Source organism: Methylobacterium sp. BI1, assembly GCF_056680125.1.
In genome coordinates this window covers 5,121,727-5,135,101 of record NZ_CM155267.1, presented here as the reverse complement: position 1 = coordinate 5,135,101, position 13,375 = coordinate 5,121,727, and the positions used below count along the sequence as shown (strand labels likewise).

Annotated in this window: 8 protein-coding genes; 2 read left to right on the top strand and 6 right to left on the bottom strand. The window is 72.4% G+C overall.

What is annotated here, in order from left to right; translation table 11 throughout:
- Positions 1-70 precede the first annotated feature (70 nt).
- Both AC1MGR_RS24340 and AC1MGR_RS24335 read left to right on the top strand, forming a co-directional pair.
- Complete coding sequence (locus AC1MGR_RS24340) at positions 71-247, top strand: hypothetical protein (RefSeq protein ID WP_480233245.1); 177 nt, start codon at positions 71-73, stop codon at positions 245-247.
- The gene (locus AC1MGR_RS24335) at positions 244-6,219 is read left to right on the top strand and encodes a DUF3320 domain-containing protein (RefSeq protein ID WP_480233244.1); all 5,976 of its coding nucleotides are present in this window, start codon (positions 244-246) and stop codon (positions 6,217-6,219) included. The genes AC1MGR_RS24340 and AC1MGR_RS24335 overlap by 4 nt, the downstream gene beginning before the upstream one ends.
- 232 nt (positions 6,220-6,451) lie before the next feature.
- On the opposite strand, the gene AC1MGR_RS24330 is transcribed toward AC1MGR_RS24335, so the two are convergent.
- The 6 genes from AC1MGR_RS24330 to AC1MGR_RS24305 form a co-directional block, all read right to left on the bottom strand.
- Positions 6,452-7,135: a class I SAM-dependent methyltransferase gene (locus AC1MGR_RS24330; RefSeq protein WP_480233243.1), complete on the bottom strand. Its 684-nt coding sequence runs from the start codon at positions 7,133-7,135 to the stop codon at positions 6,452-6,454.
- 57 nt (positions 7,136-7,192) lie between these two features.
- Entirely contained in the window at positions 7,193-8,257 is a 1,065-nt protein-coding gene (locus AC1MGR_RS24325) for a glycosyltransferase (RefSeq protein WP_480233242.1), read from the bottom strand.
- A complete protein-coding gene (locus AC1MGR_RS24320) occupies positions 8,254-9,171 on the bottom strand; it encodes a galactosyltransferase-related protein (RefSeq protein WP_108037729.1) in 918 nt (305 codons plus the stop codon). The genes AC1MGR_RS24325 and AC1MGR_RS24320 overlap by 4 nt, the downstream gene beginning before the upstream one ends.
- A 47-nt stretch (positions 9,172-9,218) precedes the next feature.
- On the bottom strand, positions 9,219-10,352 hold the full coding sequence (locus tag AC1MGR_RS24315) for a glycosyltransferase (protein WP_480233241.1): 1,134 nt from the start codon (positions 10,350-10,352) through the stop codon (positions 9,219-9,221).
- A 21-nt stretch (positions 10,353-10,373) separates the two neighbouring features.
- Positions 10,374-11,180 (bottom strand): glycosyltransferase family 2 protein, encoded by an 807-nt coding sequence (locus AC1MGR_RS24310; protein ID WP_480234890.1) that lies wholly within the window; start codon positions 11,178-11,180, stop codon positions 10,374-10,376.
- 106 nt (positions 11,181-11,286) lie between these two features.
- The gene (locus AC1MGR_RS24305) at positions 11,287-13,341 is read right to left on the bottom strand and encodes an HAD-IIB family hydrolase (RefSeq protein WP_480233240.1); all 2,055 of its coding nucleotides are present in this window, start codon (positions 13,339-13,341) and stop codon (positions 11,287-11,289) included.
- Positions 13,342-13,375: the final 34 nt, after the last annotated feature.

Below are 13,375 nucleotides of genomic sequence, written 5' to 3'. Positions count from 1 at the left end.
CAACCTTGAATAGGCCATGCCGACCCGGCAAACCGTAGGGAACAAAGGGATGGGGGGTGGCAGGGTCGAGATGCGCAACCGCATTCGGGGCGAGCACCAGGACGTCCGCGACCGGACCGGCGACGTCAACGATGCCGGGTTCGGCGTGATGCGGGATTCGTTCGGGGAGACCTGCGACGCGGTCGGGCCAAAGCTTGCCCGCCGCGAGCCGGGCTGGCGCTTCGCGAGCCGGTGGATCGCCCCATGAGCAGCGAGACGATCGGAACCGTCGCCGAGGTCGGCGTCCCGGATACGGTACGGGTCGCGTGCACGGCGACGGAGCATGTCAGCCTCGCCTACTACGAGAACGCGATCCCGGTGCTGCGCGAGATCCTGGTCGCGAATGCGTCCGACGACGATCTCGTCGATCTCCGGGTGCGGGTCGAGAGCCGGCCCGCCGTCATACAGCCGCTGACCCTCCGGATCGACCGCGTCCCGGCCGGCTCGAACCATCACATCGAGATGCCGGATCTTCGCCTCGATGCGGCGCTGCTCGCCGGCTTCACCGAGGCGAGCCGCCTCGAACTGACGACCGTCCTGGAGGATGCGGGCGGTGAGCGCGCCCGGGATCGGGCGGAGATCCGCCTGCTGCCGCCGTCGCACTGGGGCGGCGGTCGGAGCGCGCCGGAGCTGCTGGCGGCCTTCGTCCGGCCGAACGACCCCGCCGTCGACGTCGTGCTGCGCGATGCCGCGACGAAGCTCGGCGAGGCCGGCCGCGAGACCGGGTTGGACGGCTACCGTGCGCGCAGGAAGGCCCGGACATGGGAACTGGCCGAGGCGATTTGGGCCGCCATCGCCGACCGGCGCATCGCCTACGTGCTGCCACCGGCGAGCTTCGAGCAGGCCGGCCAGAAGGTGCGCGGTCCGGGCGAGGTTCTGGAGCGCAAGGTCGGCACCTGCCTCGATCTCTCGCTTCTCTACGCCGCCTGCCTGGAACAGGCGGGCCTGAACCCGGTCCTCGTGCTGACGGCGGGCCACGCCTTCGTTGGGCTGTGGCTGCAGGACGACGATTTCGCGAGCGCGACCGTCGACGACATGCAGCTCCTGCGCAAGCGCCGGGACCTGCAGGACCTCCTCCTCGTCGAGACGACGCTGCTGACCGCCAATCCGCCGGCCGCGTTCAAGGTCGCCAGCACGCAAGGCAGCGTGCAGGTCGAGGACGACGCGCCCGCTCCGCTCGAAGTCGCGATCGATGTCCGGCGCTGCCGGCGGCGCGGCATCCGCCCGATGGATCTCGGCGAGGGCAGACCGGCCGATCTCGAACCGGCGCCGACCGCGCCCCTCAACCAGCCGCTCTCCGCGCCGCCCGTCTTCGACGAGGAGGCGCGCCCGCCCGCCGAGGACGCTCCCGAGACCCCGGTCGGCAGACTGGAGCGCTGGAAGCGGAAACTCCTCGACCTGACGCTGCGCAACAAGCTGCTGAACTTCAAGCCCGGCAAGGGGTCGGTCGTCCTCGAATGCATCTCGCCCGGGGCCCTGGAGGACGGCTTGGCGGCCGGGCAGGAATTCCGGCTGAAGCCCGTTTCCGACGTGCTGAGCGGGTCCGACGAGCGCAGTGCCGACCTCTACACCCGGCGGCACCACGACGACGGCCGGCGCAGCTATCTCGAAGCCGCGCTCGCCAGGCGGGAGATCTACACGACCTCGACCGAGGCCGAGCTCGACCACCGCCTGCTCGATCTCTTCCGCTTGGCCCGCAACGGCTTCGAGGAAGGCGGGGCCAACATCCTCTATCTCGCGATCGGCTTCCTGTCGTGGACCCGCAAGGAGGGCGAGGCCGCCTACCGCGCCCCGCTCCTGCTGGTGCCGGTCTCGCTGAAGCGCTCCAGCGTGCGCGCAGGCTTCCGCCTGACGCTGCACGACGACGAGGTGCGGATCAACCCGACCCTGCTGGAGATGCTGCGGGAGGACTTTCGGCTGCGTATGCCGGAGTTCGAGGGCGAACTGCCGCGCGACGCCTCCGGCATCGACGTCGATGCCATCTTCAGAATCGTGCGCGCCCACGTGCGCGACCTGCGCGGATGGGAGGTGGTGCCGGACGTCGTGCTCTCGGCCTTCTCCTTCACCAAGTACCTGATGTGGAAAGACCTGGTCGATCGGGCCGAGCTGCTGAAGCGCAATCCGGTGGTCCGCCACCTCATCGACACGCCGAAGCATTCCTACGGCGACGGGACGCCCTTCCCCGAGCCGGCGAACCTCGATCGCGCCTATCCGCCCGGGACCGTGTTCGCGCCGCTCTCGGCGGATTCCTCGCAGCTCTCCGCCGTCCTGGCTGCCGCCCAGGGCAAGGATTTCGTGCTGTTCGGACCGCCGGGCACGGGGAAGAGCCAGACGATCGGCAACATGATCGCCCAGTGCCTCGCCCAGGGCCGCACGGTGCTGTTCGTCTCACAGAAGACGGCCGCGCTCGAAGTGGTCCAGCGCCGCCTGCAGGAGATCGGGCTCGGCGATTACTGCCTGGAAGTGCACTCGACCAAGGCGCAGAAGTCGGCCGTGCTCGGCCAGTTGCGGAAGGCCTGGCACGAGCGCAGCACGCCCTCACAGGGGACATGGGACGCTGCGACGGGCGAGCTCGCCAGCCTGCGAGAGGAGCTCAACGGCCTCGTGAACGCGCTGCACCGGCGGCGCGAGAACGGGCTGTCGGCCTACGAAGCCTTCGGCCGCGTGATCGCGGCCGGCGGCGACCGCGAGCTCGTGCTCACCTGGCCGAACCATCTGGCGCACGGCGCAGAGACGCTCGCGACGCTCCGCGCCGGCTGCCGGGAACTGCGGCCGGTCCTGGCCTCCGTCGGGTCCCTGGTCGACCACCCCTTGCAGGGCGTCGAGGCCACGCAGTGGTCGCCGGTCTGGCGCGACGCCATGGGCTCCGCGATCCGCGCCAGCACCGAAGCCCTGTCGGCGCTCCGCGTCAGCGGCCAAGCCTTCGCCGAGGCGATCGGCTTGTCCACCTTGCTTCCGACCTATGCCGGCACGCGCGGACTGCTGGTGCTCGGCAACTATCTCGTCCGGCCCGAGGCCCGCTGCGGAGCCGCCTTCCTGGCCGATGCCTCCGGCGACCTGCGCCGGGCCGTCGCCGCGCGCGAGCGCTTCCAGGCGCGGCGCACCGAACTGCTCGGTCGCCTTTCCGGCCTGTACCGTCCGGGCATCCTCGACCAGAACCTCGCCGGCCTGCTCGCGGACTGGGTCGCCGCCCAAGGGTCGAACTTCCTGGTGAAGGGCGGCAAGCTCAGGAAGGTCGCGGCGCAGGTCCAGCCCTACGCGGAGGGACCGCTCCCGGCCGATCTCGGCCCGGATCTCACGGGGCTGATCGACGTCGCCAAGCACATCAAAGCCGGATGCCTGGAGGAGCTGATCCTGGCCCGGCTCGGGTTGCCGTGGAGCAACCCGGACTGTGCGGCGTCCGAGTTCGCGCCGGCGATCACCTGGGCCGAGAAGGTCGAGCAGCTTCTCGACATCCTGGGGCCCCTGTCCCTCGGCATCGACGGCCTGCGTACCCACCTCGTGCAACTCGTCGAGCGGCAGGCCCGGGCGCTGACCGAGGACGGCCGCATCGCGCGGGCTTATGCGGTCTTCGCGCAGGATCGTGCGCGTGCCACCGAGACGATGACGGCACTCGGCCGGCTGGCCGGGCGCGCCGACCCGGGTGAGCCGTTGGCGACGGAGGCCGACTGGATCGAGGGCAGTATCGCGTCGGCGCTGCGCTGGGCCTCCGGGCTGGGGCGGGCCCAGGGCTGGTGCGCGTGGCAGGCGGCTGCGCAGAACGCCCGTGGCCATGGCCTCGCGCCGCTGATCGAGGCGTTGGAAGAGGGTCGCCTCGCGCCCGACCGGGCCGAGGCGGCGTTCGAGACCGCTTATGCGCGCTGGTGGGTCGATCGTGTGGTCAGTGACGACCCGGTGTTGCGCCGGTTCCTCCCGGAGCGCCACGAGGACACGATCGCGCGCTTCCGCGCAGCGGACCGGCGCGTCACCGAACTCTCGAAGCAGGTCGTGCGCTCGCGGCTCGGCGGCGGCATTCCCGGGCCGACCGCCTTCGGCGCCGATCCGGAATGGGGCACGCTCTCGCACGAATTGACGAAGAGGACGCAGCACATGCCGCTGCGCAAGCTCTTCGGCCGGATGCCGAGCGCGCTGACCAAGCTCACCCCCTGCGTGATGATGAGCCCGCTCTCGATCGCGCAGTACCTGCCGCCCGAGAAGGAGCCGTTCGACGTCGTCATCTTCGACGAGGCATCGCAAATTTCGCCCTGGGACGCGGTCGGCGCGATCGCGCGCGGCAAGCAGGTCGTGATCGTGGGCGATCCCGAGCAGCTGCCGCCCACGAATGTCGGCGACCGCGGCGTGGACGACATCGCGGATGGCAGCGACGTCTCGGACCAGGAATCCATCCTCGACGAGTGCCTGGCGGCCAACATCCCGCGGCGGACGCTCGACTGGCACTACCGCAGTCGCCACGAGAGCCTGATCGCCTTCTCGAACGCCCACTACTACGGCGGCCGCCTCGTCACCTTCCCGTCCCCGGTGACCGACGACCGGGCGGTTCGGCTGACCTTCGTGCCCGACGGCGTCTACGAGCGTGGCGCGGGTCGGGTGAACCGGCCCGAGGCCCGGGCCGTCGTGACCGAGATCGTGCGTCGCCTGCGCGACCCGGGCTTCGCGCAGGAGCGTCGCTCGCTCGGCATCGTCACCTTCAACGGCGAGCAGCAGCGCCTGATCGAGAATCTCCTCGACGAACAGCGGCGGTCATACCCGGAACTGGAGCCGTTCTTCGACAGGGACCGCTGGCACGAGCCGGTCTTCGTGAAGAACCTGGAGAACGTGCAGGGCGACGAGCGCGACGCGATCATCTTCTCGGTCGCCGTCGGCCCGGACCAGACGGGCCGGCCCGTCAGCACCGTGTCCTCCCTGAACAAGGACGGCGGCCACCGCCGCCTGAACGTGGCCATCACCCGGGCCCGACGCGAGCTCGTGGTCTTCGCCTCGCTTCGACCCGAGCAGATCGACCTCGGCCGCACCCGGGCGCGCGGCGTGCGCGACTTCAAGCACTTCCTCGAATTCGCCGACCGCGGGGCGCGGGCGCTCGCGGAGGCCTTCGCGCCGACCGGCGGTGACGTCGAATCGCCCTTCGAGGCGGCGGTGCTCGCCGCGCTTCGGGCGAAGAACTGGACCGTGCACACCCAGATCGGTGTGTCGGGCTTCCGGATCGATCTCGGCGTGGTGCATCCGGATGCCCCCGGCCGCTACCTCGCCGGGGTCGAGTGTGATGGCGCGACCTATCACAGCTCGGCCACGGCCCGAGACCGCGACCGCCTGCGCGAGCACGTGCTGACCGATCTCGGCTGGCGCATCCGCCGGGTCTGGAGCACCGAGTGGTGGATGGATGCGGAGGGGGCGCTCGCCAAGCTCGACCAGCGTCTGCGCGAGGACCTGGACGCCGATCGGGCGCGGGCGGCCGAGGCGGCTTCGACCGAAGCGTCCGCTGCGCACCTCACTCCGGCGCCCGACGACCTCGAACCGGTCGACGGGCCGCCCCTCGTCGCGCCCCTCGGGGAACCGCAAGCGGAACTCACGCGCGAAGACCCGGCTCCGTCGGAGCCGGCCGCGCCGCGCCTCTACGCGGATCGGCCCGTGCGGCAGGAGACGCCCTCGACCGCGATCGATCCCATCCAAACCGCGCCGCGTTACAGGCTCGCCGACCTCGCAGGCCTCGGCCTGCCGATCGAACCGGCCCGATTCTACGATGCCTCCTACCGCTCCACTCTCCGGGCCTTGGTGGCGCACGTGGTCAGCCTGGAGGGACCCATCTACGAGGATGTGCTGCTGCGACGGATCGCCCGCGCCCATGGCCTCCAGCGCGTCGGCCCGCTCATTCGCGACGCCGTCCTGGACCAGATCGGACCTGCCATCGCCCAAAGCGAGGACGACGGCCGGACGGTCCTCTGGCCTCCCGAGACGCCGCCGCAAACGAGCTGTGCCTATCGCGCAGCCGATCCCGGTCTGCGCACCCATGCCGATACGCCGATGCCGGAGCTCGTGGGGCTCGCGCGGACCCTGCGCGCCGATGCCTCCGAGGCCGAGCGCGTCCGTCACATGGCGCAGACGCTCGGTCTCTCCCGGATCGAAGCCTCGGCCCGGCAGCGGTTCGAGCGCGCGAGCATCCTCGCGCGCGACGACACGGCTTGAAGGGCCACCGACCAAGCACGGACATCGCGTCCGCTCGGCACGGCGTCCGTCGGGAAAGGGTCGGAACCGGACCTGCGGCTTGCGTCGCCGGGCATCTGCCAGCCGGCGCCGAGGCACCGTTCAGATCTGGGCTCCGATCCGGGCACTCCGCCTCCGCTTGGCAGCATGAGTACCGCCCGCGGCAGCCCGTTGCGCCGCGGCGCCCCCGCGCGGGCGGCCTTCCCTCGGGACCTCAGATCGGCTTGAGAAACTTGCACTTTCCCCCTTGGGCCCAGGGACCCTGCACCCGTGCCTCGGCGCAGAACGCATCGACCGCGCGGGTCACACCGGGGAAGCGGCCGCCCAGGCTGTCGTAATCGTCGGCGATGAGGAGGCCGCCGGGGCGCAGGACCGGCCACCAGGCCCGGAGATCCGCCGCCACGGACGCCTCTTCGTGGCCCGCGTCGAGATGGATGACATCCGCGCTCACGCCGCGCAGGCGCATCAGTTCGGCGGCGTTCACCGAGTCCAGCGGCAGGGGCAGGACCCGGTTCGCGAGACCTTCGCGCAGCACGTTGGCCAGGAAGGTGCGGTACAGGCTCGGATAGCCGTGCTCGGTGGCGAGCTCCGCGAACAGCGCCGGGTCGGCCCAGTGGTCGACGGCCCCGAGCCAGGTATCGACCGCGATGACGGTGCCGTCGACGCCGTGCTCCGCCAGGGTTCTGGCCAGGTGCAGGGTGCTGGCCCCCTTCCAGGCGCCGATCTCCACGACCACGCCGGGGCGGAACGTCCGCACGGCGTCGTCGAGGAAGGGATGGACGCTGCGCCAGCCCTGGAGGTCGCGGAGGCGCAGGTCGTCCGGCGGGTTCGCGAAGGGATCGCGGCCGTGCCAGAGGGCGTCGAGGAGGGCGCGGCGTGTCGTCGGGGGACGGCTCATGGGGTCGGCTCGCGATGCGGGGTGCGCCCGCCCGGGGATCGGGTGCGTCTCGGGGCTTCAGGCATGGGCGGCGCGGTGCGCCTGCGCGTAGAGCGCTTCGCAGCGCGTCAGCCAGCGCTCGCGGGTGAACAGGCGCAGGACCCGCGCGTGCGGGACCGTGCGCGGGATCGCGAGGGCGTCGCCGATCGCCCGGGCGAGGGCCGGCGCATCGTCCGGCGGCACGAGACGTCCGGCCTCGCCGACGACCTCCGCGGCCGCTCCCATGGCGAGGCCCGCCACCGGCACGCCGCAGGCCATCGCCTCGACGGCCACGAGGCCGAAGGGCTCGTCCCAGCAGGGCGTGAACAGGAACACCGAGGCGCGGCCGATCTCAGCCGCCAGGGCCTCGCCGGAGAGATGGCCGCCGTAGCGGATCGCCCCGCCGAGCTGCGGGGCGATCCGCGCGTCCCAGTAGTCCCGGTCCTCGATCGGGCCGAAGAGAGTCAGGGGCAGCCCGGCGCGTCGGGCGGCCTCGACGCCGTGATGCGTGCCCTTGACGGGCGCGATGCGCCCGGACCAGACGGCGCCGCCATCGCCTCGTTCCCGGAAGGGCCAGGCCGCGGGATCGATGCCGTTGTGCAGCACGGACACCTCGGGGGGCGCGCCCTCGGGCCACCAGGCGCCGCGCTGGGCCTCCGAGGTCACGGTGATCCGGTGCCCGGGCACGAGGCTGTCGGTCACGAACCAGCGCAGGGCGTCGTAGGGCGGCACGTGCAGGGACGTGACGGTGGGCACCTGCGCGAGACGCCGGCGCTCCAGGGGCAGGCGGCTCAACGCGTTGTTGTGCAGGACGTCGAAGCCCCCGGCCGCGATCCGGTCGCAGGCGGCAGCGTATCCCGCATCCACGTGGGCCTTGAGCCCGGCATCGCCCCGATGTTCCAGGCCCGGGAAGCTGCGCTCGTAGTGGACCGGGATCACCGGATCGACGGGAAAGCGCGGGTCGCTGTCCCCGGCGGCGAACAGGACGACGTCGTGGCCCCGCGCCGTCAGCCCGTCGGCCAGCGCCCAGCACTGGGCCTCCATGCCGCCCGCGAAGGGCCGCGCCACCGGATGGCGCAGATGGGCGAGGAGCGCGATCCTCACGCGCTCGCCGCCGCGGCGGCCTGGGCCTCGAGGTGGCGGATGACGGAGGCCGAGTTGGTGTAGGGCTGGTGGCTCTGCTGCCCGGTCAGCGCGAAGTCGCCGGCCTCCGGGCGGCGCAGGATGCGGATCGGCCGGTCGGGGGTGTCGTCGATCAGCCCCATCACCTTGAACGCGTAGAGCCAGTGGCCCATCGTCCGGTAGCCCCACTTGGCCTCGAACAGCTCGGCGTTGCGCACCACGCTGTCGAGGTGGTGGACCGGCGGCATGTGGTGGGGGTGGTACTGGTGGTAGGCCAGGCCGCCCTTCATCCAGGCGATGGGGAGGCCGGCCTGGTCGAGGACCTTGCCGAAGTCGGTATCCTCGCCGCCGTAGCCGGTGTAGCGCTCGTCGAAGCCGCCCGTGGCCAGGAAGGTGGCGCGCCGGATGGCGAAGTTCAGGGACCAGAAGCAGCGGTAATCCGGGCAGATCTCGAGGCCTGAGGCCGGGGGCCCCCGGCGGTCGGAATGGCGCTCGGCGACCTGCGCGAACGCTTCGCAGGACCACGCCCCCGCCGTGGCGTGCTCGGGCAGGTGGAGCACCTCGCCCATCAGCAGGCCGTCGAGCTCGGCGAGGCCGCGCGCGTAGTCGGCCACGAGTTCGGGCGCCGGGATGCAGTCGACGTCGAGGAAGACGACGGCGTCGCCGCCCGCCGCCGCGACGCCCCGGTTGCGGGCCGCCGCCAGGGGCAAGTCGGTGCCCGGCACCAGGATCTGGCGGACCGGGAAGCCGACCTCGGGGAGGTCGTAGGGCGCGTCCTGCATCACCGCCACGATGAACTCGGCGGGGCCTTGCGTCTGGCGCTCCAGGCCGAGGAGGACGTTGCGCAGGTGGGCCGGCCGTCCCTTGGCCAGGGTCACGACGGAAACGGTGGACATGGGGCGGTCTGGCTCCGGGAGGTTCGCGCGTCGCGGGTTGGAATGGGTCAGCCGGCGACGACCGTGAGGGCGGCGGGCGCCGTGGCGCCGTGCCAGAGCTCGTCGGTCAGGCCCTCGAGCCAGCCGGCGGCGCGAGCGGCGGCGTCCGGCGCGTAGAGGCTGTGCAGCGGGGCGGTGTCGAGGGCGCGCGCCCGGGCGAGGAGGTCGCGCCAGCCCTGGAGATCGCCGGGCCAGACGGGGGCCTGGACGGCGGCCCCGAGCCGGACCAGGGCCTCGGCCTTCCGGGTCTGCTCGCCGAAATAGCGCCATTCGGGCATCACGATCAGGCGTCCGCCGACGCGGGCCACCTCGTGGATGGTGTTGTCGCCGGCGGAGGCCACCACGATGTCGGCGGCGGCGAGGTAGTCGGTCACCGAGGGCACCCAGCCGAGTTCGCGCAGGTTGGAAAAATCGGTCTCGTGGCCCTCCCGATGGGTCGGTCCCAGGGTCAGCCACAGGGCTTCGGGCACGGCCCGGGCGGCGACCGTCAGGGGCGCGTAGGGCGTACCGCTGCCTCCGCCCCCGGTCACCGCGACGACGATCTCGCGGTCCGGGTCGAGGCCGAGCCGTCCACGGGCCTCGGCCCGATCCGGCACCCGGTCGACGCTGGTACAGAGGCCGCCGCTGTAGAAGGTCTTGGCCCGCAGGGCGGCCGGGTAGTCGTCCTGCTCCAGGCGCGCGTCGAAGGGGGCCAGCATGCCGACGCAGGCCTCGTAGGCGCCGACATGGCCGATGTCGGTGCGGTCGCCGTGCATCCGGATCTGTACCGCCGGCACGCTGGCGATCCGCGCCAGCAGGGCGATCTCCGCCGAGACGTCGACCACGAACAGGCCGACGTCGCGCTCGTCGAGATGGTCGAGGATGCGCCGCATGGTCCGGCGCATGGGCGGCAGGCCCAGCGGCACGCAGTGCATGACCTGGGGCGTCGGCTCCGCGTAGAGGCGCGCCGTCGGCACCTCGGCGCCGATCATGTTGGGCAGCGGCACGATCTCGATGTCGCGGGAGAAGCCGTCAAAGAGCTGCGGACCCGCGGTGAGCACGGAGACCGGCCTGTCCCGGGCGAAGGCGGCGGCCACCGCCATCGTGCGGTTGGCGTGGCCCCGTCCCTGGTGATGGACGAAGAACGCAATGGGCTTTGTCATGGCTGTCGGGGTCGCGATCCGTCAGGAGAACAGGGCGTCGGGCCGCAGGGCGGCAGCGATCTCGGGGTCCGCCGGCCGGCGCAGGACCCGGATCGCGGGGGCGTCGTCGTCCCAGGCGATCAGCCCGGCGGCCCGGAACTGGCCGAGCCAGTAGGTCATGCACCAGCGCCCGTGCGCGGCCCGGAAGCGGGCGGCGTTGGCGAGGATGGACTCGAAGTGCTGCAGCGGCGGCACGTGGACGGGATGGTGCTGGTGATAGGCCCGGGCGCCCCCGACCCAGTAGGTCGGCAGCCCGGAGGCCGCGAGGCGCGCGGCGAGGTCGGTCTCCTCGCCGCCATAGCCGCGATAGGCCTCGTCCATGCCGCCGACGGCGCGCCAGGACCGGGCCGGCAGGGCGAAGGACAATCCCCAGAGCTGGCCGGGATCAGCCTCCCGGCGCAGGCCCTCCGGCGGGACCGCGGGGCGCGCCGGATGGGCGCGGCTCAGCCGGACGCGCGCCGCCTCGTCGGCGGCGGCCTCCGGACCGAGGCCGGGGGGCAGGTACAGGACCTCGCCGAGGAACAGGCCGTCTGTCTCGCGCGCCGCGTCCCGGTAGGCCGCCACGACGGTGGGGGAGGGGATGCAGTCCACGTCGAGGAAGACCAGGAGATCGCCCGTGGCCGCCTCGGCCGCGCGGTTGCGGGCGGCGGCGAGGGGCATCGGCTCCCCCGCCACGTGGCAGTGGCGCACCGGGCAGCCCGGGTCCGGCAGGTCGGGCGCGCGGTCCGGCTGCATCCAGGCGATCACCAGTTCGCTCGGGCGCACGGACTGGCGCGCCAGCCCGGCCATGAGGTTGCGCAGGCGGTCGGCCCGGCCGCGCACCAGGGTGAGGACGCTGGCGCCGGGATCGGCCGAGGAACCGGCGGCAGGACCGGACGATGACCCGGCGGACGGCTCAGCCGGCATCGGCCAGCATCCGGCGGAAATGCCCGACGCCCTCGATGATGCCGCGGGCGTGCGAGGCCCGGGCCACGTAGGAATGCTTCAGGGCGGCGTTGCTGGCGAGGTCGTCGGAGTAGTTGGCGACGATGATCGCCTGCGCCTGGGCGCGCAGCATCTCGACGTCGTTGCCGGAATCCCCGGCCACGAACACGGCCCGCTCGGGCAGGCCGTAGAGGGCCCGGACATGGCCCACCGCCGTGCCCTTCGAGGCCGCCTCCGGCAGGACGTCGAGATAGAGGCCGTGGCTGTGGATCACGTTCGCCGACAGGCCCGCCCGGGCGAGGCCCGCGCGGACCCTCTGGGCCATGGCCGCATCCCCGAAATAGCTGAGCTTGTGCCCGCGCTGCTCCAGGGGTCCCTGGGGCATCAGGCCGTCGAGATCGGCGAGCGCCGCGCGCATGGCCGCCCGGTCCCAACCCGCCGAGACGGTGGCGCGCCAGGCGGCATCGGCCGTGTAGGTCACGCCGTTGGGGTCGAGGTGATAGATCTCCGAGCCCACCGAGGTGATCATCACCTGCGGGCGCGGGCTGGCCTGCTGCTCCAGGATCGCCATGGCGCTGTGGAACGAGCGGCCGGTGGCGACCCCGAAGGCGAGGCCCGCCTGCCGGCTGCGCCAGCGCCGGAAGATGCCGAGCGCCGCCGTGCAGCCCACCAGGGTGTTGTCGATGTCGCAGACGAGGAGCTGGCGCGCATCCGCCAGCGGCGGGGTCGGGGCACGCAGGGCTTGCAGCAGGTCGTGGTACCGGGCGGCGTGCCGGTCCCAGTCGTAGGCGGCGGCCGCGCGGGCGCCCCCCGCCACGCAGCGGTCATAGAGGGCGGGATCGTCGAGGATGCGCAGGCACGCCGCCGCGATGGCGTCGGGGGTGCGCGGATCGACGAGGAGCCCGTTGCCGCAGGTCTCCACGATGTCGTTGGGGCCGCCGCTGTCGGTGGCCACCAGCGGCAGGCCCGCGGCCGACGCCTCCAGCAGGGTCAGGCCGAAGGGTTCGTTGAGGGCGGGATTGACGAAGAGGCCGCCGCGGGCGCGGGCATAGGCGTAGAGCGCCGGCACGTCCTCCGGGCCGTGGGTCTTGGGGTAGGCCACCCGCCCGTAGAGGTCGTAGCGGTCGATCAGCACCAGGATTTCCCGCATGGTGCCGGCCATGTCGCCGTCGAGGGCGTCGATGTTCTCGCGGGTCCCCGCCATCAGCACGAGGTTGGCCCGCGCCTGCAGGGCGGGGCTCTCGCCGTAGGCCCGCACCAGGGCGCCGAGGTTCTTGCGCGCCACCGGGCGGGCGAGCGCCAGCAGCACCGGCTTGCCCGGATCCTGCAGGAAGCGGTCGATGGTGGCGTCCACCCGCGGCAGGGGTTCGGCCGCCGCGAACCGGGCGAGGTCGCTGCCCGGCGGCAGGACGCGGATGCGCCCCGGATCGTAGGCCGCATACCCGGCATACTGCACCTCCGCCTCGTCGCGGGACGAGGCGACGACGAGGCTCGCGCGCGCGAGCGCACCCTCCTCGGCGGCGATGCGGCGGGCGAGGTCGGGGCAGGATTCGGCGCCGTGGCCGAGCATCGCCGCCTTGACCCGCCCGAGGGAATGGGCCGTGAACACGAAGGGGATGCCGAGGGCATCCTCGATGAGCGTCGCCACCGAGGCGGCATCGGCGTAGTGGGCGTGGATGAGATCGGGCGGCCGAGGCTGCGCCGCGATCCAGGCCATGAGGTTCTGCGCGAAGCTGGCGACCTCCGCGTGCATCGCCTCCTTCACGCGGTAATCCGGTGACGCGCTCGCGAGCCGCACGAGCGTGACCTTGTCGGAGATCCGCTCTTCGGGCACGGCGTAATCCGGGCCGAGCGCGCCGTGGAACAGGCGCGTCGCGATCACGATCCGCGCGATGCCGGCATCCTGGGACGAGGCGGCCACCAGATCGAGCAGGTAGCGGATGTGGCCCCCCGTATCGGCGGTGAGACCGAACACGACCCCGCCGCCGCGCAGGCAGCCTTGCAGGGCAACATGCAAGACGAACATCAGGCCGCTTGCAACTCAGGCGTCTTCGAACAAA